Genomic DNA, 22911 nt, shown 5'->3' with positions numbered 1-22911 from the left:
GAGGCGTGCGCCTCGTCTGGCCAGGGAGGAAACCATGCTGACCGGTGGCTGTTTTTGCGGACAGATCCGCTATGAGATCGAGGGTGAGCCTGTTGACTGCACGGTATGCCATTGCGCCGATTGCCGGCGTACGTCGGGGGCGCCGTTTACCGCCTGGATGAGCGTGCGCCTCGGCGATTTTCGTTTTGTCGTGGGCATTCCGCGCGTGATCGCATCGAGTCCCGGTGTGGAGCGCTCGTTCTGCGGGCAGTGCGGAACGCCGCTGACCTACCGGCACGCCACGTTCACCGACGAGGTGGACGTGACGACCGGAAGCCTCGATCATCCCGACGAGGTGGCGCCCGCCCATCACACCTGGACGTTGCAGAAGCTCGCGTGGGTGCGGCTGGCGGACGGGCTGCCGGAGCATCCGCGCGCGCTGCCCGAGCCCTGACGCCCGATGGGTGCGGCGGGGTACGGCGCGTGCCGCGCGCCCCTCTGGACACGTGGCACGCGCTCGCGCATCAACGATGCTCGGTGACGAACTTCGTGACGAGATACGCTTCCATTGCCTCGGTGCCGCCTTCGGAGCCGTAGCCCGAGTCCTTCACCCCGCCGAACGGCGCTTCGGGCACCGCGAGGCCGTGGTGGTTGATCGACAGCATGCCCGCTTCGATGTCTTCGGAAAGGGCCGCGGACGTGGCGCTCGAGCGCGTATACGCGTACGAGGCGAGGCCCCACGGCAGACGATTGGCTTCCGCGATGGCGTCTTCGTAGCGCGAGAAGCGCGAGATCGGCGCGAGCGGGCCGAACGGCTCTTCGTTCAGGATGCGCGCGGAAAGCGGCACGTCGGTCAGCGCGGTGGGCGCGAAGAAATAGCCTTCGCGGCCAATGCGCTCGCCGCCCGTTAGCACTTTCGCGCCCTGTTCGCGCGCGTCGGCCACGAGCCGCTCCATGGCCGCGAGGCGCCGGTCGTTCGCGAGCGGCCCCATCTGCACGCCTTCCGTGAGGCCGTTGCCCACCTGCACGCCGCGCAGCGTCGCGACGAAGTGCTCGACGAACTCGTCGTAGGCCGCGTCCTCCACCATGAAGCGCGTGGGCGAAATGCAGACCTGGCCCGCGTTGCGGATTTTCGCGAGGGCGAGCAGCTTCGCGGCGCGCGGGACGTCGGCGTCGGCGAACACGATGGCGGGCGCGTGGCCGCCCAGTTCCATCGTGACGCGCTTCATGTGCTCGCCGGCTTTCGCGGCCAGCAGCTTGCCCACCGGCGTCGAGCCCGTGAACGAGATCTTGCGGATGGCGGGATGCGCGATCAGGTACGACGAGACGTCGGCCGGCACGCCGAATACCAGATTCAGCGCGCCCGCGGGCAGGCCTGCATCGATGAATACCTGCACCAGCGCGGCGCAGCTCGCGGGCGTTTCTTCCGGCCCCTTGAGCACGACGGTACAGCCCGAGGCGAGCGCGGCCGACACCTTGCGCACGGCCTGATTGACCGGGAAATTCCACGGCGTGAAGGCTGCGACCGGGCCCACCGGCTCGCGCGTGACGATCTGGCGGACCGCTTCCGCGCGCGACGGGATCACGCGGCCATAGGTGCGGCGGCCTTCTTCGGCGAACCAGTCGATGATGTCGGCGCCCGCGAGCGTTTCCACCTTCGCCTCGGCGAGCGGCTTGCCCTGTTCGCGCGTCATGATCGCGGCGACTTCGTCGGCGCGCTCGCGCAGCAGTTGCGCCGCACGGCGCATGAGCTTGCTGCGCTCGTAGGCCGAGACCTTGCGCCATTCGCGGAACGCGCGCGCCGAGGCCTCGGCCGCGTCGGAGAGGTCCTGCTCGCTTGCGAGGCTCAGGCGGCCGATTTCCGCTTCGGTGGCGGGGTCGATCACGGGAATCGTTCGGGCGCCGGCGCGCCAGGCGCCGTCGACATAGATCTGGGTATCCGGATAGGGCTTCACGCTGGACGTCATGATGGGGCAATCCTGTTCAACGGTGGGGGGAGGCGGCCGCAGGCGGAGGGGACTCGCGCGCGGCGCCGCGCAATGCGGACCGTCCATTGTGCCACCGCTCTTTGCGTGCTGCTGGCGGCCGGCAAGCGGAACGGGCCCTCGACGCGGTCGAAGGCCCGTTGGCCGCTGCCCACGAGGGCTCGCGGGGAGTGCGCCCGGCGAGAGGGGGGCGCACTCCCGCCCGCCTTAGCCTTAGCTCAGCCGCGTCACCGGCGCCACGGCGGCCGGATCGCTGATGCTCGGCCGGCCGGTCTCGATGTGGCCGGCGAAGCGGCGCTGGAAGGTCGCGTCGTCGTTGCTCGTCACCGTCAGGTCGTACCAGTGATGGCTCGAGGCGAGAATCCACGCCTCTTCGACTCGCTCGCCCGCCGGGACCCGCACGTTGCGCTCGCGCGCGCCGTAGGCGTTGTCGGTCACGTTCAGGCGCGCCACGCCGCCCCCCGTGTTCGCAAAGCGCAGGAACAGGTTGCCGTTGGCGACGTCGTAGTGCGCCGTGACCTCGGGCGCCGGCGTGCCGCCCTTTTGGTGGTTCCCCGGGTTGCCCTGCTGCGAGGCCGGTGCGGCCACCGTGCCCGCGAAGCGGCGTACGAACCCGTTCGGGCCGTGGACTTCGAACGCATAGACGCCGTTCGTCACGGTGAGGTCCCAGGTGTCGGACAGCGACTTGCCGGCTTCCACCGTATAGCGCCATGGGCCGTCGCTGCGGTTCGTGCCGTACGTGTAGAAATGGGCGCCCTCGCGCCCGGTGCTGGCGAAGGTGATTTCCAGCGTGTTCTTCGCCGCGTTCGCCTCGCCGTTCACGTGCAGTTCATAGGGCAGCGGGCGGGCAAAGCGCACGCCCGCCTCCTGCGGGTCGATCGGGCCCGGCATGGCCGGCACGGTCGGCGCCGGGTTCGCCGTGCACTGGTTGTTGGCCATCGAGATGTAGTTGCTCGTGTCGGGCAGCGCCGGCATCGTGGCGTCGGGCGTGCGGAAGTCGAACGCCGAAAGCAGGTCGCCGCACACGGCACGGCGCCAGGCCGTGATGTTCGGCTCGTTCACGCCGAAGCGCGCCTCGATGAAGCGGATGACCGAAGTGTGATCGAACACCTGCGAGCAGACGAAGCCGCCCTTGGTCCACGGCGAGACCACGGTCATCGGCACGCGGGGCCCGAGGCCGTAGGGCAGGCCGTCGGCCGTGTAGCTGCCGCCGCGGTAGGGGTTCACGACGTTGTGGATCTCGCCTTCCACGCTCACCGTCGACTTGCCCTGCGCCGCGGTCGTGGCCGGCTGCGGCGGCACGATATGGTCGAAGAAGCCGTCGTTCTCGTCGTACATGATGAAGAGGACGGTCTTGCTCCAGACCTCGGGGTTCGACGTCAGCGCGTCGAGGATCTGCGAGGTGTATTCGGCGCCGTAGGCGGGCGTGTACTTCGGGTGCTCCGAGTATGCGGCGGGCGGCAGCAGCCACGACACCTGCGGCAGGTTGTTCGCGAGCACGTCGTTCTTCAGGTCCGCAATCGTGCGCACGGTCTGCGCGCGCTCGTACAGCGCCGAACCCGGCTGCGCGTTGATGAAGTTCACGAAGTTCTGCAGGATGTTCGTGCCGTAGTTCCCGTTCAGCGGGTCGTTGCCGTTCGTGCCTTGCTGGTAGATCTGCCACGAGATGCCGGCGGCCTGCAGGCGCTCGGGGTAGGTTTGCCACGAGAGCAACTGGTAAGTGGGCGGGCCGTCGCCGTCCACGTAATCGTTGTTGTCGAGGAGCGGGCCGCCCATCGTGCCGGTCGGGTCGACCATGCCCGTCATCAGGTAGGCGCGGTTCGGGTGCGTCGGTCCGGCCAGCGAGCAGAAGTAGTTGTCGCAGACGGTGAAGGCATCGGCCAGCGCGTAGTGGAACGGAAGGTCCGAGCGCAGGTAGTAGCCCATCGTCATGTCGGTCTTGTACTGCGGCCACTGGTTGTAGATGCCGTTGTTGATCGCGTAGTGGGTGGGATACCACGAGTGGTCGAGGTCGCCCACGCACTGCGCGCTCGTCGTCAGCGTATTCAGGTGGAACGGCAGCACGGGCTGCGCCACGTTCTCCTGCGAAGGCTGGTACCAGACCGGCAGGCCGCCGGGCAGCGGAATCGGCAGGCGGTCGTTGTAGCCGCGCACGCCGCGCAGATGGCCGAAATAATGGTCGAACGAGCGGTTCTCCTGCATGAACACGACGATGTGCTCCACGTCGCGGATCGTGCCGGTGCGCGAGAAGGCCGGTATCGCGAGCGCGTTGCGGATCGATTCGGGAAACACGGTCATCGCGGCGGCGGCGCCCGACTGCGCGACAGTCTGCAAGAAACGGCGACGGCTGGTTGACGTCATTGTTGATCACCTTTCTGCTTGTGAACGGGAAGTGTGCGTGCGCACACCACGAAACGGCTTGCGTGCTTTTTGTGGATCTACTGGCTGGTCGTTGGGGTACGGCGGGAATCGTCGGCGGGGGCATCCGTGTCGCCGGGCGCGTAGCTCAGGACCGGAGCGATCTGCTGGCTGTCCGCGGCGAGGCTGGCCTCGACGCTTTGCACCGGAGCGGAGGCCTGGCCGGGCATGGCGTCTCGCGCGGAGTCGGCCGCATAGGCGCCGCTCGCGGGGGTGTTGCCGCCTGGGGGCGCTGTCGGGGCTGCCTGGGTTGTCTGCGCGGGCGCGGCTGCGGCGGGAACGGGGGTCCCGGCGCTGGCCGCGGACGGTCCCGCATCGGGACCGCACGCACTCAGCGAGATGGTTGCGAGAACAACGGACAATGCGGTAACCAATGGGACAGCAAGCGGGACAGCAAGCGCGGTCGCCGGAACGGCGCCGCAACGGCGTATTCTCATGTGCGTGTCCATTCTGATTGATGGAGTGCGCACAGTTTCCTTACCTAAGAAGAAAGAATTATGAAACTCAGGCAAACGTTTGCGTGCGATGAATATGCCTTTGCAAACGTTTCTGCCGATAGCGGAATGGTCGGTGCATCATGCCCGCGTGCTCTTGTGACACGAGCACGACACGCGTTACGATGGCGGCGCTTTGCGAACCTTGTTCAGGAGACACTGTGCTGAAGAATCTCGATCCGCTGCTCAATGCCGACGTGCTGCATGCACTGGCTTCGATGGGCCACGGCGATGAAGTCGTGATCTGCGACGCCAATTTTCCTGCCGACTCCGTAGCGCGCGAGACGGTGCTGGGCCGCGTGCTGCGCCTCGACGGCGTGGACGCGCCGCGGGCAGTGCGCGCGGTGCTTTCGGTCATGCCGCTCGACAGTTTCGTCGACGACCCTGCGCTGCGCATGGAGGTGGTGGGCGACCCGGAGGCGCTGCCCGCCGTGCAGCGCGAGGCGCAGCACGAAGTCAACGCGGGCGAGGGGCGCGAAGTGCCGCTCGCATCGCTCGAACGCTTTGCGTTCTACGAGCGCGCCCGCCGTGCGTACTGCGTGATCGCCACGGGCGAGCCGCGCGGCTACGGCTGCTTCGTCTTCAAGAAAGGCGTGCTGCTGGCGGCGGACGAGCCGCGGGCGTGAGCCTCGCGATCTAGCGCGGGCCGGGTACGTTCGCGAGGACGTCCGTTGCGCGATGCGGTTGCGGCACCTGGTCGATGAGGAACGCTTCGCCCTTGGCGTGCCCGGTGCGCAGCGGCAAGATCGTCTGATAAGCCGCCGAGCGATACCAGGCGCGCGCCTGCTCGCGGTCCTCGAACTCGATCACGATCAGGTCGCCCTTGAAGGCTCCTTCGAGCCGCTCGACGTGGCCGCCGTGAATCACGAAGCGCCCGCCATAAGGGGCGAGCGTTGCGTCGATCTTCTCCAGGTATTCGACGATGTCGGGGCACATTTCGACTTCGTGCAGATGGGCGATGGCATAGGCAGTCATGGTTGCGGTCCTCGTGCGTGGGTCCTGGTTCAGTGCCTTGAAGCGCACGCAACGGCGTGCAGGCAGGAACGAGAATAGGGCGCGACGCGCACCGGATCGATTACCTCGGAGGTAAGGGATGAGGAAAGCCGGCCATCCCGCAGCGGACGTGCGGGGCACAAGGCGTGCGGAGTAAAATGCGCGTCACCGGCCGTCCGGATCCAGTCCACCCTGTCACCGCTCGTCAGATGAAACCCGCACCGAAAAACGAAACCCAACGCAAGCGGCCGCCAACCTGGGTCCTCAATACCCTCACGGCGCTGGTGGGCATCGCCACGCTCGGCGCCGGCATTGGCTGGCTGATCTATAGCTGGGTTGTCGACCGGGAGATGCCTTACTTCGCCATTCCGCTGATTCTCTGCGTGCCCGTGATCGCGGCCGTGGCGTTCCGCAATATGTGGGACTAGCGCGTCAAGCCACGCGTCCTCTCCGGTGCTTGCCGCGTCGGAGCGGGTATTTGAGCAGCCGCCGCGTGGCGTGATCGGCGAAGGCTGCCGGCATGTTCACGGAATCAGCACTTGCCGCCCGACCACCTTGCCTTCCTGGAGGGCCTGCAGCGCCGCGTTGACCTCGGTGAGCGGCCGGCTCGTCACCGGTGCGGGACGCACCTTGCCGTCGCGCATCAGCGCGACGAGCTCGTGCAGTTCGGGCAGCGTGCCGACGTAGCTGCCTTCGATGCGCAGCGGCCGCATTGGGATGATCGGCAGCGCGAGCGTGATGTCGCCGCCCATGAGGCCCACGATCACCACGTGGCCGCCGCGCGCGCTGGAATCGAGCGCGAGCGTCACGGTGGACGTCGCGCCGACGAGGTCGAGCACCGCGCGCGCGCCGCCGCCCGCGGCCTGGGCGATCTGGGTGGCGGCGTCGGGTGCGCGTGCGTCGATGGCCGCGAGCGCACCTTCCTTCAGCGCGGCCTCGCATTTGGCCGGGTCGACATCCACGACGATCGCGCCTTTGCCGCCCAGCGCCTTGAGGACTTCGATCGCCATGAGGCCGAGACCGCCCGCGCCGATCACCACCACGGGCGTTTCGTGGATGCGCTCGCCGAATTTGCGGATGGCCGAATACGTCGTTACGCCCGCGCAGGCGAGCGGTGCGGCCTTGACGGGATCGAGGCCGCCGAGATCGACGAGATAGCGCGGGTGCGGCACGATCACGTAGTCGGCAAAGCCGCCGGCGCGCATGACGCCGAGCGATTGCGGCTTCACGCAGATGTTTTCCTCGCCGCGCAGGCAGGCGGCGCACTGGCCGCAGCCGATCCACGGATGCACGACCGCCATCATGCCGGTCTGCACGGGGCCGGCGTCCGGTCCCGCGGTCACCACTTCGCCGCAGATCTCGTGGCTGGGCGTGAGCGGCAGCTTGATGCCGCGGTCGGCGAGCGAGAGTTTCTTGCCGCCGCCCAGATCGTAGTAGCCCTCCCAGATATGCAGGTCGGAATGGCACAGGCCGGCGGCCTTCACGCGCACGAGCACTTCGGTGCCCTTGGGCTGGGGAATCTCCTCGTGCATCAGTTCGAGCGGCTGGCCGTGGCGGGTCACGCAAAAACAACGCATCTGCATGGATGTCTCCGTAGTCGGTTAGGGCGACCGCTGGGCGATAGCGGCTTTTTTCGCATCATAGCGGATACGGTACGTTTTCGTACGCTCGTTCGTCTTTTGTTTTTCCTGCCGTTTTTCCCGTATTCACGTGCCCTGGCCTTTGCGGATTGGCGCGCGCGAGAGGCCGTCCAGCGTGCGGAGCGGGGGCTAACGCGCCTTGCCGCGCGTGCCTTTCTTCGCGCTCGCGGCGCGCGGCGGTTCCTTGCCGGGGGCCGTGCTGCCGGCATTGAGCTGCTCTAGCCACGAGAGCGCATCCGCGTAGGTAAGGAACTGCTGCAGGTAGCCCGGCGAAAGCTCGCGCATGAGCGAGAGTGCGCGGTGCACGAGGCTGCTCGAATTGAGCGGGCCGGCGTTCTGCGGCACGAGGACTTCGGCGACACGCAATTGCTGGCCCGTGCGCACGCGGGCCCAGGTGGCCCGGAAGTAGTCGAGCAGTTCGGGCGAAACGCTCGGCCCGTTCGCGTCGCGGGCCCCCGCACCGCCGGCGTCGCGCGGCTGGTTTGCGAGGTAGTCGACCAGCTCGCCCAGCGCACCGCGCGCGCTTTGCAGCGAGGCCGGCGCTTCGTCCGGGCCGTGCCGGACCTGCGCCGCGCCGGCGGCGAGCGCCGCATAGTCCGTCATTAGTTCGGAGAGCCTGGCATCGAGCAGGCGGCGCACCTCGCCGCCGTGGCGCGCCGCGCGAAGCGCCAGCGCCTCCATCGCGCGAAAGCGCGCGGGATCGAGCCGGTCGGCGCCGCGTTCGCGCCATGCGTCGAGCTGCGTCGGCAGAGGCGGTGTCGAGCGCTCACTCACCGCGTTCACCGCCAGCGGCCGTCGAACGCGGCACGGGCGCGATTTCGACGCGCCGGTTTTTGGCGCGCCCCGCCGCATCGGCGTTCGAGCTCACGGGCTGCTCCGATCCGAATGCCGCCGCGAACACCGACGAGGCGGGCACGCCTTCTTCGATGAACGCACGCGTCACGGTCAGCGCGCGCTGGGCCGAGAGCTCCCAGTTGTCGGCGAAGCGCCGGTTGCCGGCGTGCACCTGCTGGTCGTCGGCAAAGCCGCTCACCATCAGGATTTCGTCGTGCGCTTTGAGGTAGGTCGCGAGCGGACTGGCCAGGCTTTGCAGCAACTGGCGGCCCTCGGGTTGCAACTGGTCGGAGTTCAGCGCGAACAGGACGTTGCCGCTGATGCCGATACGCCCGTTGACGAGCGTGATGCGCCCCGCCGCGAGCGGGCCGGCCAGCGCCTGTTCGAGTGTCTTGCGGCGCTGCGCTTCGAGCTGGCGTTCCTTGACGGCCTGGTCGAGCTTCGTCGAAAGCTCGAGCTGCACGCCGATCACGGCGACCAGAATCAGCACGAACGCGCCCAGCAGCACCGTCATCAGGTCGCTGAAGGCGGCCCAGACCGGCGTGGCCGGCTCCGCGCCGCCGTCGATGAAGTCTTCGCTCATGCGGCGTCGGCTCCCGCTTCGGTGCGCTGGCCAGCCAACTGCTGCAGCTCTTCCATGATCTGCTTCTGCGAGAGCAGGCTCAAATCGATCACTTCGCGCGCCTGCGCGACGTAGTAGGCGAGCTGTTCGTCGCTGCGCGCGAGCGACTTGTCGAGCGCGGCTTCGATGCGCTGCAACTGCGCCACGAGCGTTTCGTTCGACGTGCCGAAGGACTGCACAGCCGCGCCGAATGCATCGCCAAGGCTCGCCACTTCGGTCGCGCCGCTCGCGACCTGCGCGGCGACGCCGTCGAGCCGGCTCGTGCCGGTTTCGACGCGCTCGGTAAAGCGCGAGCCCACGCGTTCGAGCAGATCGGACGAGGTCGTCACGAGCGAATCGATAGCGCCGCGCTGTTCGGTCGAGGCGTGGTTCACGGCGGCGAGCAGCGTTTCGAGCGTGGCGAGCAGACGGTTGCGTTCCTCCAGCATCGCGGTGTCGTGGACCATGCTGTCCGAGAGCTTCTGGCGCAGCTCGGCAATGACATCGGCCGCGGCGCGCGGTGCTTCGGACGCGGCCTCGACGAGGCGGGCGATTTCGGCGATCGTCTCGCGCGAGTGGGTCGCGGTGCTGGCCGCGACTTCGCCGGCCGTCCGTTCGAGCGTCGCACAGATCGCCTGCTGGTGGTTCGCGGTTTGCGCGAGCGCCTCGTCCCATTGGGTGCGCAGCGTCGCCGTCATGCCGGTGACGGTCTCGCGCCAGGCGTCGAGGCGCTGGGCTTCGCGTGCGGCGAGCCTGGCCTCCAGGCCGGCGTGCGACTCGTCCGCTGCCCGGAGCAGGGCGGCCGTGTGCTGTTCGTACTGCGCCGCCGCTGCGGCGAGGGCCTGCTGGTGATCGTCGGCGAGCTGTCCGCTTACGCGCGAATGGTGGTCGAGCGCGGCGTTCCAGGTTTGCGCGACGGTGTCCGTGCTCGTGCCGAGGCGCGTGGCCACGTTATCGAGCAACTGGGTCGAGCGTTGCTCGAAGGCATCGGCATAGCGGGCGAGCGAAGTCCGCAGATCTTCCGCCAATGTTTCATTCAACTGGCGATGCTGCGCGAGCGCTTCGTGCCATTGCGTCGAAAGCGTGGTCGACGTGGCTTCGAGGCCTGACGTGATGCCGGTCAACTGACGCTCGACCGAGTGCGTGACGGTGTCGTGCAGCGAGGCCGTCTGGTCCTTGAGGGTTGCCGTCGACGTTTCGAGGCTTGATGCAACGGTATTCAACTGGCGCTCGACCGCTTGCGTGACGGCTTCGTGCAGCGCCGCGGTTTCAGCCTTGAGCGTGACAGTCGAAGTTTCTAGCGTCGATGCAATCGCGCTCAACTGGCGCTCCACCGCCTGCGAGACGGCGCCATGCAGTGCCGCCGTCTCGTGCCGGATGCTGGCGGTCGTCGCTTCAAGTCCCGTCGCGATGTCGTTCAACTGGCGTTCGACGGCTTGCGTGATCGCGCCGTGCAGTGCCGCGGCTTTGTCCTCGAGCGTCGCGAGCGTGGCTTCCACGGAGGGCAAGACCGCCGCGCTCGCGGCGCGCGCGCTGCCGGCCGCGCTTTCCTGAAGCGAGCGCGCGACGGAGGCGGCGAGTGCCGTCCATGTGGCGTCGGCCTTGCCGAGGAACGCCGCCTGGCTCGCGATCTGCCGCTCGTTCATGGCGAGGCTTTGCTGTTCGATGGCTTGCATCACGGTGTGCAGACGATCGACCAGGACCGGCATTGCCTCGGCCTGGCGCTGCATCAGCGCGTAGCCTGCCTCGCGCCGGTGCGCGTGCGAAAAGACGTGCAAGGTGGTCGCGATCTTCGCATCGAGCCGCAGGGCGGCTTCGTTGCGTTCGCGCCGGCAGAGCGCCGAAAGCAGCCCGAGCATGGCCGAGGTGGCGATGCCCGCGATCGAGGTGCCGAACGCGAACGCGAGCCCCTTGACCGGTGCGGCGAGCGAGGCGCGGATCGCGACGAGGTCGGTCGAGCCTTCCAGCGCGATCCCGGTGCCCTTGAGCGTGGCGACCATGCCGAGCAGCGTGCCGAACATGCCCAGCAGCACGAGCAGACCAACCAGATAAGGTGTGAGCGCGGGGCCGGGCAGCGCCGCGCGCTCGTTCTCCACGCGCAGGCGCACGGCGCCGCGCAGGCCGGCGGGCAGCCGGTCGAGCCATGCGCCTAGCTTCGCCGGCGGCGCGGCCAGATCGGCCAGGGCGGCGTCGAGAGCGGTCGTGGCCTGGCGGTAGCGCCATAGTTCGAGCGCGCCCGTGAGATAGCAGGCGCCGATCAGCACGGTGACGGCGAGCGCGAGCAGATTGGCGCCAGCGACATAGCCGCAGCCGATCCAGCAGACGGCGGCGAGACCTGCGAGGAATACAACGAGATCGATACGAAGTCGGGACATGAGGAGCTGAATTAGCGGGCGCGAAGGGCCGCGAGCAGCCCTTGCACCGGTTGGAACCGGATGTCGAGTTCGGCGAGCAGCGCGCTCTGCATTTCCTTGCGGAACGCGGCAAGCCATGCGCCGGGCGCGGCCGGCGCTTCATCGGCGCAGGCGCCGGCCCCGTCGGGCGTGGGTTGCGCCGCGCGGCGCAGGCGCTCGAAGTACGTCGCCAGCAGCGCGGGGACCGAGGCCAGCAGGCGCTGTTCGCGCGCGCCGAGCGAGCGTTCCATGATCGCGTCCACGGCCGCGAGGCGCGCGAGCGCCGGCGTGTGCGCCGCGAGCCGCGCCCGCAGACGCTTGCGCAACTGGCCGATTTCCGTCTCCATGGCCTGCTGGATCGACAGATAGTCCTGGCGGAACTCGGCAAAGTCGGCGGGCGGCGCCGCTTCGGCGTTCTCGCGTGCGCCGCGCCGCGCGTTGGCCGGGGCGCACGCGCGCGTGATCATCTTCGTGAGCGCGCTGCGCGCCGTCACGACGAGGGCCGCGTCCTCGCGGTCGAGCGCCTGCGCGGCGCCCGCGCGAGCCGGGTCCGGCGGGGCGCCCAGCGCGGTCGAGAGCGCGATCGCGTCGGTCCAGCCTAGCCACTGGCTCAGACGATCGGCGAGGGACGCCTGCGGTTCGGATACGTCGGCTTCGGCCAGACGAGCAAGCAGGCGAACGAGGGTCGGACCGCTCAGCGCCGCTTGCAGGGGGGCTTGAACCATACCTGCTGGAGACAAAAACCTGACAGTTTACACGCTGAGCCGTCTTCCGCCGAAGGTGTGTGGCCCGATGACGGAATAACGGTCATGATCGGAGCACCGGGCGAAGCCCGAGGCAGGGCTCCAATCGAAGCAATCGAAACGTCAAGCGGCGGGTTTGCCGGGCCTGCCGCGCATCGCCAGTTCGCGCGCGAACTCGCTGAACCAGGCGAGCGATTCGGGATTGGCCATCGTCCCGGGATTCGCGACCTTCTCTAGCGGCTGGCCCAGCAGCAGCTTCTTGATGGGCAGCTCCATCTTCTTGCCGGAGAGGGTGCGCGGCACCGCATCGATCTGGAACACGTCGTCGGGCACGTGCCGCGCCGAAAGCGCGACCTTGATGCGCTCGCGTATCGTGCCCTGCAGTTCGGACGTGAGCACGGCGCCCTCGCGCAGCACGACGAAGAGCGGCATGTACGACTCGCGGCCCAGGTACTCCAGATCCGCGACGAGGCTGTCGAGCACCTCGGGCAAGTCTTCCACCGCGCGATACAGCTCGCTCGTGCCCATGCGGATGCCGTGGCGGTTGATCGTCGCGTCGGAACGGCCGTAGATGATCGCGCCGCCGCGTTCCGTGATCCGCACCCAGTCGCCGTGGCGCCAGATGCCGGGCCAGACGTCGAAGTAGCTGTCGCGATAGCGCGTGTCCCCCGCGTCGTTCCAGAAGTAGAGCGGCATCGAAGGCATGGGCGCCGTGCAGACGAGCTCGCCCACTTCGTCGACGAGGGGCCGGCCCGCGTCGTCGAATGCCTCGACGCGGGCGCCCAGGCACCGGCACTGCATTTCGCCGAGCCATACGGGCAGCGTGGGCACGCCGGCCACGAAGCAGCCGGCAAAGTCGGTGCCGCCGGAAATCGCGGCGATCCATACGTCGCCGACATGGTCGAGGATCCAGCGATAGCCTTCTGCCGGGAGCGGCGAACCGGTCGAGCCGACCGCGCGCAGCGCAGATAATTCGGAGACCTGATGAGGTTCGACGCCCGCTTTCAGGCAGGCCTGGAAGAAGGCGGCGCCGGCGCCGAAGAAGTTGATCCGCGTGTCGCCGACGAAGCGCCACAGCGCGCCCATGTCGGGGTAGCCGGGGTTGCCGTCGTAGAGACACAGCGTGGCGCCCACGAGCAGGCCGGCCACCTGGCAGTTCCACATGATCCAGCCCGTGCTGGAGAACCAGTTGAAGCGGTCGCCGGGCCGCAGGTCGAGGTGCAGCGCGGCGATCTTGACCTGTTCGAGCACGATGCCGCCGTGCGAATGGACGATGGGCTTGGGCAGCCCCGTCGTGCCCGACGAGTAGACGATCCAGAGCGGATGGTCGAAGGGAACGGATTCGGGCGCGAGCGCTGCGTCGCCGGCAACGGCGTCCGCCCAGATGTGGCCTTGCGCGTCGTTGCCGCGCACGATCTCGGCCGCGTTGGCTCCGGGGGCAAGATAGGGCACGAGCACGACATGGCGCACGCACGGCAGTTCGGCCAACAACTCGCCTAACAGCGCACGGCGATCGTGCGGCTTGCCGCCGTAACGGTAGCCGTCGACGGCGATCAGCACAGTGGGTTCGATCTGGCGGAAGCGGTCGAGCACGGCGAGCCGCCCCATGTCGGGCGAGCAGACCGACCAGATCGCGCCGAGGCTCGCGGCGGCGAGAAATGCCACGATGGTATGCGGGATGTTCGGCATGAACGCGGCGACGCGATCGCCGCGCTTCACGCCCATCTGGCGCAGTGTGGCCGCGAGCGCGGCCACCTGACGCTCGAACTCGGTCCAGCCGAGTTCGCCGTGCTCGCCGGCCTCGTTGCGCCAGACGATGGCGTGGCGCGTGGGCGTGGCGTGGCGAAAGGCCTGCTCGACGTAATTGAGGGTGGCGCCCGGAAACCAGCGCGCGCCGGGCATCGAAGCATTTTCGAGCGGCTTGCCGCGCGGCGTTGCCGAGCGCAGGTCGGCCCAGTCCCAGAGCGCCGACCAGAAGCCGTCGAGATCGTCGACGGACCAGCGCCATAGCGCGTCGTAGCTGTCGAATGCAAGGCCGCGCTCGCGCGCGAGCCACTGCGTGAATTCGGTGACGCGCGCGCGGGCGACGGTATCGGGCGAGGGCACCCACGCGGGGGCGTCGGCGGCTTCGAGAGGCGGGGTCACGATGGCGGTTTTCCTCGGAGAACGAAGGGCGGCGGCCAGGCGCTGCCGCGTGTCCTCATTGGGTACCATTTTTTTCGCGCGCCGCGCTAGCCGGTGTAAACGCCGACCCCATGTCGAGGGAAAGCGCGCAGATGGTTGCATAGCTAACGATAAGCCGTTATGCTTCGAACATGTTCGACCAGTGTCTCTACTTCAACACGTCGGCGCTCGCGCGGCGTCTCGAGCGCGAATGGGCCGATGCCTTCGAGCGGTTCGATCTCACGCCGCCACAGGGCTTCATGCTGCGTGCGGTGATGGAGCGTCCGGGTTTGCTTCAGCGCGAGCTGGCCGACCTGCTTTCGATTGCACGGCCCACGGCCACGCGCGTGCTCGACGGGCTCGAAGCGCGCGGCTACGTGGAGCGTCATCGCACCGAAGGCGACGGGCGGGAAGTGGCCATCGTGCCGACCGCGCAGGCGCTCGCGATACGCGAGGCGCTCAATGGCGCGAGCGCGGCCGTCACGGGGCGCCTCAAGCGCACGCTGGGCGGCGAGGCGTTCGTGGATACCGTCACGCGGCTGCGCAGCGCACGCACGACGCTGGGCTGAGCGCGGCCGGACAGGCGGGTTCTTTTTTGAGGGACGCGGCGCAGGCATGTGCCGTTTTTGTCCTTCGCGCGTGGCGGGCTTCGGGGCTCCTGCGCGCAACAGCGCATCAAGGGTAACGGAGTTTCATCATGCGGCGCATCGGCGCTTTTTTCATCTCCACGTGGCTGGCAGCCGCCATTTTGTTTCTCGGTCGTCACTCGGTTCCCATGATCGCGCTGAGCGGCGTGGTGGTATTTGCAGGGCTGGATCTCTTCCGGCCGTGACTGACGATCTGCTTCCCGACCTCACGGACACGCCTGCGCTGCTGCGCGAAGCGGCGGAGCGCGCACGCGCCGGCGGCGACGAACTGGCCGCGCTCGCGCACCTGATCGCGGCCGAGGCGCTCGAATCGCACCGGGCAGGCGTTGCCGGCGAGGGCGCCCAGCGCATCGGCATGGTCGCGACCGGCTATTTCATGAAGGGCGACCATGCGCGCGCCAGGCGCTGGTACGAACTCGCGCTCGGTCTCGACGCCCGGCAGGCCGTGGCCTGGCAGAACCTCGCGGCGATCCATGCGAAGGCGGGCAACGACGGCCATGCCGAACGCTGTCGCGAGCGCGCGTACGCCTTGCAGCGCGTCTACGTGGAAGCGTCGGGGCAGCCGTCGCGCCGGGTGCTGTTGCTGTGCGCGGGCCGCTCCTCGGGCAACGTGCCGTTCGACCTGCTCGTGCCCACGCCGCACAACGGGCGCATCAAATACGCCATCGACTATGCGCCGCCCGCGGAGGACGCGGCCCTGCCGCCGTTCGATCTCGTGTTCAATGCGGTGGGCGATCCCGACATTGCGGAACCGCTCCGCGCACGTATCGCGCAGTTCGCGCAAACCTGTGCGCGGCCATTGCTCAATGTGCCGGAACGCGTTGCGGTTACGCGTCGCGACCGGCTGCCGGCGTTGCTGGATGGCTTGCAGGACGTGCAGACTGCGCCGTGCCTGCGCATCGATCCTGCCGATCCCATTCACGACAAAGTGCTCGACGAAGCACGGCAGCGCATAGCGGCGGCCGGCATGCGCCTGCCGTTGCTCGTGAGGCCCGTTGCGACGCATGGCGGCGAAGGGCTCGTGCGCTGCGACACCGAGGCCCAGCTCGAAGCCGCGCTCGCCGCGCAAGCGGGCTCGTTCTACGTCAGCGCGTTTCGCGACACGCGCGACGCCGACGGCTCGTGCCGCAAATATCGCGTCGCCTTCGTGGATCGCGTGCCGTATCCGTACCATCTCGCGATTTCGCCGCACTGGATGGTGCATTACTTTTCCGCGGGTATGGAGGGGGTGCGCGTGAAGCTCGAAGAAGAGGCGCGCTTTCTCGCCGACCCCGTTGCGGCGCTCGGCGAGCGCGGCGCGGCGGCGATCGCCGCCATCGGCCGGCGTCTCGATCTCGACTACGCGGGAGTGGATTTCACAATGCTGCCCGATGGCAGTGTCTTCGTGTTCGAGGCGAACGCGACCATGCTCGTGCATCGCGAGCGCCCCGACGGCGAACTCGCGCACAAGAACGCCTACGTGCAGCGGATCGCGGAGGCATTCGAAGCGATGATGCGCGCGCGCATGGCTACGAGGGTCTGAGGCGTTTCGACTGGCGCCGCACCGCGAAGCATGCGAGCGGCGCGGTTACGCCTCAGCGGCTCAGGCCTCTTCGGCCCACGACATCCCTTCGCGCGCCAGCAGCGCCGAAGACGCCGCCGGACCGAAAGTCCCCGCCGTATAGGTGCGCGGCCGGTCGCCCAGCTCTTCCCAGCCCAGAAGGATCGGCTCGACCCACGTCCACGCCGCTTCCAGTTCGTCGCGGCGCATGAAGTGCGTGAGGCGGCCGCGGATCACGTCGATCAGGAGGCGCTCGTAGGCCTCCGCGCGGCGCTCGGGAATGGCCTGCTGCAGATCCAGATTCAGGTTCACCGGCAGCATGTTCATGCCGCTGCCCGGCTCCTTCGCGAGCATCTGCAACTGGATCGACTCTTCGGGCTGAAGCTGGATCACGAGGCGGTTGCCGTAGTTGCGCGGGCCGCTCGGGAAGATCGAGAACGGCAGGTCCGCAAACTCGATGACGATCTCCGACTGACGCTTCTGCATGCGCTTGCCCGTGCGCAGGAAGAACGGCACGTTGGCCCAGCGCCAGTTGTTGATGTGGGCGCGCAGCGCGACGAACGTTTCCGCGCGGCTATTGGCCGGCACGTTGTCCTCTTCCATGTAGCCCTTCACGGGCTTGCCGTCCACGGCGCCCGCCGCGTACTGGCCGCGCACCGTGTCGCGCGCGATGTCGGCCAGCGTCATCGGGCGCAGCGAGCGCAGCACCTTGAGCTTCTCGTCGCGCACGGCGTCCGCGTCGAGAGAGACGGGCGGCTCCATGGCCACGATGCACAGCAGTTGCAGCAGGTGGTTCTGCACCATGTCGCGCAGCGCGCCCGTGTGGTCGTAGAAGCCCGCGCGGCTGCCCACGCCCACCGTCTCCGCCACCGTGATCTGCACGCTGCGGATATACGGCGCCTGCCACAGCGGCCCGAAGATCGGATTGCCGAAGCGCAGCACCATCAGGTTCTGCACCGTTTCCTTGCCCAGATAATGGTCGATGCGATAGATCTGCGGCTCGGCGAAATGACGGCCCACCGATTCGTTGATCTCCTGGGCCGAAGCGAGGTCGTGGCCCAGCGGCTTTTCCAGCACGACGCGCGAACGTTCGTCCACGAGACCCGCCGACGTGAGGTTGTCGCAGATCGTCGTGAAAAGCTCCGGCGAGGTCGAGAGATAAAACACGCGTATCGCCTCGGGGCGCGAGGCCGATTTGAGCCGGGCATAGTCTTCGGCCAGGTTGACGTCGATGATCACGTACTGGAACAGGCCGAGGAAGCGGTCCCACGCGGCGGCGTCGAAGGCCTTGGCGTCGATGAACGGACGCGACTGCTCGTTCATGAAGGCGCGGTACTGGTCGATGCTCCAGTCCTTGCGGCCCACCGCGATGATGCGGGTTTCGGCCGGCAGGTTGCGGTGCAGGTGCGCCATGTAGAGGGCGGGCAGCAGTTTGCGTGCAGCCAGATCGCCGCCGCCGCCGAAGATGATCATGTCGACGGGCTGGTCGGGCGCGGCTTGGGCAGTCTGATTCGTCATGGCAGGTCGCTGGTGGGCAAAGAGGATAAGGCGCCTCGCGGCGCTTATCGGGCGCGCGGGGCGCGCCGGTTGCGGAAAAAACCACGCCCGGCGTTCGGCCCGGCGCGGCGAAAAAGCTAATGGTGCATGGTTTCGCGTGACTTTGCACGCTGAAGATCGCCTCAGCCCGGCCCTGGCAAGCCGGGCACCGTCATGCCGAAGGTTTGTGCGAGCAGGATCGCGTTGAGCGCGAGCACGGCGGCCGCGCCGGCCACGGCGAGCCAGACCGTGAAGGTGCGGTTACGATGCGGCCCCATCACGGCGGCGCGGCTCGTGAGCCAGACGAGGGCGATCATGGGCACGGGCAGCGCGAGGCTCAGCACGACCTGGCTCATGACGAGCGCCTCTGTGGCGTTCACGCCGAGGCCGACCACGGCGAAGCTCGGCGCCATGGTCACGACGCGGCGCAGCCAGAGCGGAATCTGGAAGCCGACGAAGCCTTGCATGATCATCTGCCCCGCGAGCGTGCCGACGACCGAGCTCGAAATGCCCGAAGCGATCAGCGAAAGCAGGAAAATGCCGGCCGCGCCGATGCCGAGCAGCGGGGCGAGCGTGTGGTAGGCGCTCCCGATTTCGGCGACGTCCGGGTGGCCCGCATGGAAGGCGCCCGAGGCCATGATGACCATGGCCATGTTGATGAGGCCGGCGAGGGAGAGCGCGATCACCACCTCGACGTTGGAAAAGCGCACGAGGCGCGTGCGTTCGAGGTCGTTGCGCGGCGGCACGCGCGCCTGGGTGAGGCCCGAGTGCAGGAAGAGGGCGTGCGGCATGACGGTCGCGCCGATAATGCCCACCGCGATCGTCACGGCCTGCGCGTCGGGCAGGCGCGGCGTGGCGAGGTGGCGAAAGACGCTGGGCCAGGCGATGGGCGCGATGAAGAGCTCAAGCAGATAGCACAGCCCGATGATGCCGACGAGCCCGCCGATCACGAGCTCCAGCGGCCGGAAACCCGCGCGCTCGAACAGCAGCAGCACGTAGGTAACGATTGCCGTGACGACCATGCCCGCCATAAGCGGCAGATGAAACAGCAGCGACAGGCCGATCGCGCCGCCGAGGAATTCGGCAAGATCGGTCGCCATTGCCGCGATTTCGCTCACGCCCCACATCGCCCAGACGAGCGGCGCGGGCAGACGCTCGCGGCACAGTTCGGCGAGATTGCGCCCCGTGACGATGCCGAGCTTGGCGGAGAGCCCCTGGAACAGCATGGCCACCAGGTTCGCGAGCAGCACGACCCACAAGAGCGCGTAACCGTAGCGCGCGCCCGCCTGGATGTTGGTCGCGAAGTTGCCGGGATCCATGTACGCCACCGACACCACCACGGCCGGCCCCGCGAGCGGCAGCAGCAGTGCCGCGCCGCGGCGGCGCCCTTCGAGCGCCTCGCGCACGGCGGCGGCCGTGCTCTTCGTGAGGCCGTCGGGCAGGGGGTCTTCGCGGGTGCGATGGTCCATGCGCGCTCCTCGAAGTTGGGGGCAGAACGCCGGGCGCGGCGTTAACGCGCGTCGTCGGCGCGTCATCGGATTGCGGCGCTCGCGCGTTAAGGAGACAATCTTTCGCGCTTACGCGCCGGCGCATGTCGCTATCTCAGCACAAAGCGGTCCGGTGCGCCTCCATCAGCCTCTTTCTCTTACGAAATGCCTGAATTCCCGATCATTTCCTTTACGAAAGCCCGCCTCAAAGCTCACGGCGCGGCCGCACTGCTGATGGGCGGCCTCGCATGGGGCTCGCTCGCCCACGCCGACAGCAGTGCCAACGACAGAGTCATCGTGCTCGACTCCGGCGAAGCACAGCTTTCGCTCATCGACGAAGCAAGCCGCACCGTGGTCGGCACCGAGCCTACCGGCAAGGAACCGCATCACCTGATGATCACGCCCGACGGCAAGTCGCTGATCGTGGCCGATTCGGTCTCGAACGACCTGATGTTCCTCGACCCGCACACGGGCAAGGTCCAGCGCCGCGTGGAGGGTATCGAGGATCCGTACCAGCTTGGCTTCTCGCCCGACCACAAGTGGTTCGTGACGGCGGGCCTGCGCCTCGACCGCGTGGACATCTACAGCTACAACGGCCAGGACGTTACGCTCGTGAAGCGCATTCCGCTTGCGAAGACGCCGAGCCACATCACTTTCGCCTCGGACAACAAGACGGTGTTCGTCACGCTGCAGGACACCGGCGAAGTCGCGGCCATCGACTTGCCGACGCAGACCGTGCTCTGGAAGCTGCACGTCGGCGACACGCCCGCGGGCCTGTGGATGACGCCCGGCGACAAGTACCTGCTCGTCGGCATGACGGGCGAGGACGACGTGGCCGTGGTGGACTGGCACAACCGTACGCTCGTGAAGAAGATCCAGACCGGGCGCGGCGCGCACAACTTCCGCAATCTCGACGACGGCAAGCACGTGGCCGTGACGAATCGCGTGGAAAGCACGATCAGCATTCTCGATTACACGACGCTCACGAAGGTCGCCGACATCACGGGTCTGCGCCCCGGTCCCGACGACATGGAACTTTCTGCCGACAAACGGTATCTGTGGGTGACGTTCCGCTTCGCGAAGCACGTGGGGATCATCGACCTGACGACGCGCAAGCTGATCGACACGATCGCCGTGGGCCGTTCGCCGCATGGCATCTACTTCGCGAACCGCGCGCCGGTTTATTCGCCCAATCCGGACTGAGCGCGCAACCTCAAGGCACCGATTCGAGGGAACTGATGATAGACACCCTGATCTCGCAGCTCGACAACGGCATATCGTGGCTGCAGACCCTGGTTTATGTGGACGTGGTCCAGCCGATCTTCTACAAGGTCGGCCTGATGGGCTACGACGAGGACACCTACGATGCGCTCTACTGGGTGATCATCGGCGTGCTCGAAATCGTCGTGACCTATGCGCTGCTGCGCCCGCTGGAGGCGCTGCGTCCTATCGAGCCCTGGGCTGACCGCAAGGCGCTGCGTTCGGACATCTGGTACACGTGGATCGCCAAGCTCGGCATTCTGAATATCGCGTTCTTCTTCATGCTGCAGCCGCTGTTCAATCACTGGCAAAGCCTGATGGCGATCTACGACGTTCCGAACATCGACGTGGACAGCCTGTGGCCCGGCGTCACCGACAAGCCGATCGTGTCGTTCCTGATCTACTTCATCGTGCTCGACTTCGCGGGGTACTGGTATCACCGCTGGCAGCATCGCTTCGGCGTCTGGTGGGAACTGCATGCGGTCCATCACAGCCAGCAGCAGATGTCGCTGTGGTGCGACGACCGCAACCACTTCCTCGACGACATCATCAACGCGGCGTTTTTCGCGGCCATCTCGCTCTTCATCGGCGTGCAGCCGGTGCAGTACGTCGTGCTCGTCGCGGTGGGCAACTTCATGCAGAGCGTGCAGCACGTCAACGCGCGGCTGCCGTTCGGCTGGGGACTTGATCGCCTCCTCGTGAGCCCGGCCTTTCATCGCCGCCATCACGCGGTGGGCTACGGTCACGAAGGCACGCGCTACGGCTGCAACTTCGGCGTGGTGTTCCCGTGGTGGGACGTGCTGTTCCGCACGGCTTCGTGGAACAAGGAGCTCGAGCCTACCGGCATCCGCGACCAGTTGCCGGTGCCGCAAGGCCAGGGGCTCGACTACGGCGGCGGTGTGTGGGCCCAGCAGTGGAAGGGACTCGTGCGCATCGTGCAACGCCTGCGCAGCAAGCGCTATCCCATGGGGGCCGCCTCCTGAGGCCCGAGGTGCGGCCTTGATGCGATAATCCTGCCAGACCCCGCAAGGAGAGCATCTTGAGCCGCATCGACAATCCGCAGCACGACCAGGAAGTCGGCGTCGCCGACGCCACCGAAGACCCCACCCGCATCGACGACACGCGCATCGGCGCCGTGCGTCCGCTCATCTCGCCGGCGCTGCTGCTCGACGAGCTGCCGGTGCCGCCGCAGACCCAGACGCTCGTGGAGACGAGCCGCGCGCAGATCGCCGAGGTGCTCCGGCATCGCGACGACCGCCTCGTGATCGTCGTGGGGCCGTGCTCGATCCACGATCACGACCAGGCGCTCGACTACGCAAAGCGGCTCAAAGCAAAGGCCGATGCGCTGAAGGACGATCTGCTCGTGGTGATGCGCGTGTACTTCGAAAAGCCGCGCACAACGGTGGGCTGGAAGGGCTACATCAACGACCCGAGGCTCGACGGGAGCTTCCGCATCAACGAGGGCCTGCGCGCCGCGCGGCAACTGCTGCTCGACATCAATGCGCTCGGCCTCCCGACCGCTACCGAATTCCTCGACCTGCTGAGCCCGCAATACATCGCGGACCTCGTGGCCTGGGGCGCGATCGGCGCGCGCACGACCGAGAGCCAGAGCCACCGGCAGCTCGCCTCGGGCCTCTCGTGTCCGATCGGCTTCAAGAACGGCACCGACGGCGGCGTGCAGGTGGCCGCCGACGCCATCGTCGCCGCGCGCGCGAGCCACGCTTTCATGGGTATGACCAAGATGGGCATGGCCGCGATCTTCGAAACGCGCGGCAACGACGACTGCCATGTGATCCTGCGCGGCGGGAAGACGGGGCCGAACTATGACCGCGCTTCGGTGGCGGCGTGTTGCGAGGCCCTCGCGAAGGCGGGGCTGCGCGAGCAGGTGATGATCGATTGCTCGCATGCGAATTCGAACAAGGCGCATCAGCGCCAGATCGACGTTGCGCAGGACATTGCCTCGCAACTGGCCGATGGCGAGCCGCGCATCGTGGGCGTGATGATCGAAAGCCACCTCGAAGAGGGGCGCCAGGATCTCAAGCCCGGCGTGCCGCTCAAGCGCGGCGTGTCGATCACCGACGCCTGCATTAGCTGGGCGCAGACCGAGCCGGTGCTGGAGACGCTGGCCGGCGCGGTGCGCGCGCGGCGGCAGCGGCGCGGCTGATCGGGCGGGCGCCTGCTCGCTTGCCCGCTCGCTC

Annotated in this window: 20 protein-coding genes; 9 read left to right on the top strand and 11 right to left on the bottom strand. The window is 67.8% G+C overall.

The window, feature by feature from the left end; translation table 11 throughout:
- The first annotated feature begins 34 nt into the window (after positions 1-34).
- Positions 35-433 carry a GFA family protein gene (locus V8683_RS18160; RefSeq protein WP_411190727.1) on the top strand — a complete coding sequence of 133 codons (399 nt, stop codon included), beginning with the start codon at positions 35-37 and terminating at the stop codon, positions 431-433.
- A 70-nt stretch (positions 434-503) separates the two neighbouring features.
- Here V8683_RS18160 and V8683_RS18155 read toward each other — a convergent pair whose 3' ends face one another.
- Both V8683_RS18155 and V8683_RS18150 read right to left on the bottom strand, forming a co-directional pair.
- Complete coding sequence (locus V8683_RS18155; protein WP_411190728.1) at positions 504-1946, bottom strand: NAD-dependent succinate-semialdehyde dehydrogenase; 1443 nt, start codon at positions 1944-1946, stop codon at positions 504-506.
- 231 nt (positions 1947-2177) lie between these two features.
- A complete protein-coding gene (locus tag V8683_RS18150; RefSeq protein ID WP_411190729.1) occupies positions 2178-4325 on the bottom strand; it encodes a phosphocholine-specific phospholipase C in 2148 nt (715 codons plus the stop codon).
- Between the two features lie 712 nt (positions 4326-5037).
- On the opposite strand from V8683_RS18150, the gene V8683_RS18145 reads away from it, so the two are divergent.
- Positions 5038-5502, top strand: a complete 465-nt coding sequence (locus tag V8683_RS18145; protein ID WP_411190730.1) for an RbsD/FucU family protein — start codon at positions 5038-5040, stop codon at positions 5500-5502.
- Positions 5503-5512: 10 nt separating this feature from the next.
- Here V8683_RS18145 and V8683_RS18140 read toward each other — a convergent pair whose 3' ends face one another.
- The gene (locus V8683_RS18140; protein ID WP_411190731.1) at positions 5513-5851 is read right to left on the bottom strand and encodes a DUF1330 domain-containing protein; all 339 of its coding nucleotides are present in this window, start codon (positions 5849-5851) and stop codon (positions 5513-5515) included.
- A gap of 227 nt (positions 5852-6078) precedes the next feature.
- On the opposite strand from V8683_RS18140, the gene V8683_RS18135 reads away from it, so the two are divergent.
- Positions 6079-6297, top strand: coding sequence for a hypothetical protein (locus V8683_RS18135; protein WP_462848651.1), 219 nt, complete (start codon positions 6079-6081; stop codon positions 6295-6297).
- Positions 6298-6393: 96 nt separating this feature from the next.
- Here V8683_RS18135 and V8683_RS18130 read toward each other — a convergent pair whose 3' ends face one another.
- From V8683_RS18130 to V8683_RS18105, 6 genes are all read right to left on the bottom strand, one after another.
- A complete protein-coding gene (locus tag V8683_RS18130) occupies positions 6394-7446 on the bottom strand; it encodes an alcohol dehydrogenase (protein ID WP_411192479.1) in 1053 nt (350 codons plus the stop codon).
- Between the two features lie 192 nt (positions 7447-7638).
- A complete protein-coding gene (locus V8683_RS18125) occupies positions 7639-8283 on the bottom strand; it encodes a DUF2894 domain-containing protein (RefSeq protein WP_411190733.1) in 645 nt (214 codons plus the stop codon).
- The gene (locus tag V8683_RS18120; RefSeq protein WP_411190734.1) at positions 8276-8926 is read right to left on the bottom strand and encodes an OmpA family protein; all 651 of its coding nucleotides are present in this window, start codon (positions 8924-8926) and stop codon (positions 8276-8278) included. Before V8683_RS18120 ends, V8683_RS18125 begins: the two co-directional genes overlap by 8 nt.
- Positions 8923-11319, bottom strand: a complete 2397-nt coding sequence (locus V8683_RS18115) for a DUF802 domain-containing protein (protein ID WP_411190735.1) — start codon at positions 11317-11319, stop codon at positions 8923-8925. Before V8683_RS18115 ends, V8683_RS18120 begins: the two co-directional genes overlap by 4 nt.
- Positions 11320-11330: 11 nt before the next feature.
- Positions 11331-12062: a DUF3348 domain-containing protein gene (locus V8683_RS18110; protein ID WP_411190736.1), complete on the bottom strand. Its 732-nt coding sequence runs from the start codon at positions 12060-12062 to the stop codon at positions 11331-11333.
- A gap of 141 nt (positions 12063-12203) precedes the next feature.
- A complete protein-coding gene (locus V8683_RS18105) occupies positions 12204-14225 on the bottom strand; it encodes an acetoacetate--CoA ligase (protein WP_411190737.1) in 2022 nt (673 codons plus the stop codon).
- 170 nt (positions 14226-14395) lie between these two features.
- Between V8683_RS18105 and V8683_RS18100 the strand changes: the two genes are divergently transcribed.
- From V8683_RS18100 to V8683_RS18090, 3 genes are all read left to right on the top strand, one after another.
- Positions 14396-14812 carry a MarR family winged helix-turn-helix transcriptional regulator gene (locus V8683_RS18100; RefSeq protein WP_411190738.1) on the top strand — a complete coding sequence of 139 codons (417 nt, stop codon included), beginning with the start codon at positions 14396-14398 and terminating at the stop codon, positions 14810-14812.
- A 128-nt stretch (positions 14813-14940) separates the two neighbouring features.
- Positions 14941-15075 (top strand): hypothetical protein, encoded by a 135-nt coding sequence (locus V8683_RS18095; protein ID WP_411190739.1) that lies wholly within the window; start codon positions 14941-14943, stop codon positions 15073-15075.
- Positions 15072-16412 (top strand): hypothetical protein, encoded by a 1341-nt coding sequence (locus tag V8683_RS18090; RefSeq protein ID WP_411190740.1) that lies wholly within the window; start codon positions 15072-15074, stop codon positions 16410-16412. The genes V8683_RS18095 and V8683_RS18090 overlap by 4 nt, the downstream gene beginning before the upstream one ends.
- Positions 16413-16472: 60 nt before the next feature.
- Here the strand turns inward: V8683_RS18090 and zwf are convergent, their stop codons facing one another.
- Together zwf and V8683_RS18080 are read right to left on the bottom strand one after the other, a co-directional pair.
- Positions 16473-17948: a glucose-6-phosphate dehydrogenase gene (gene zwf, locus V8683_RS18085; RefSeq protein WP_411190742.1), complete on the bottom strand. Its 1476-nt coding sequence runs from the start codon at positions 17946-17948 to the stop codon at positions 16473-16475.
- Positions 17949-18109: 161 nt separating this feature from the next.
- Positions 18110-19435, bottom strand: coding sequence for an Nramp family divalent metal transporter (locus V8683_RS18080; RefSeq protein ID WP_411190743.1), 1326 nt, complete (start codon positions 19433-19435; stop codon positions 18110-18112).
- 252 nt (positions 19436-19687) lie between these two features.
- Between V8683_RS18080 and V8683_RS18075 the strand changes: the two genes are divergently transcribed.
- Genes V8683_RS18075 through V8683_RS18065 form a run of 3 tightly spaced genes read left to right on the top strand, consistent with a single transcriptional unit; the run spans position 19688 to position 22877 of the window.
- Entirely contained in the window at positions 19688-20656 is a 969-nt protein-coding gene (locus V8683_RS18075) for a YncE family protein (protein WP_411192480.1), read from the top strand.
- Between the two features lie 35 nt (positions 20657-20691).
- On the top strand, positions 20692-21696 hold the full coding sequence (locus V8683_RS18070) for a sterol desaturase family protein (protein ID WP_411190745.1): 1005 nt from the start codon (positions 20692-20694) through the stop codon (positions 21694-21696).
- Positions 21697-21752: 56 nt separating this feature from the next.
- The gene (locus V8683_RS18065; RefSeq protein WP_411190746.1) at positions 21753-22877 is read left to right on the top strand and encodes a 3-deoxy-7-phosphoheptulonate synthase; all 1125 of its coding nucleotides are present in this window, start codon (positions 21753-21755) and stop codon (positions 22875-22877) included.
- Positions 22878-22911 lie beyond the last annotated feature (34 nt).

The organism is Paraburkholderia sp. AV2 (genome assembly GCF_054968425.1).
Note: the sequence above shows the minus strand (reverse complement) of the source record. Positions and strands in the feature narration are given on the sequence as shown.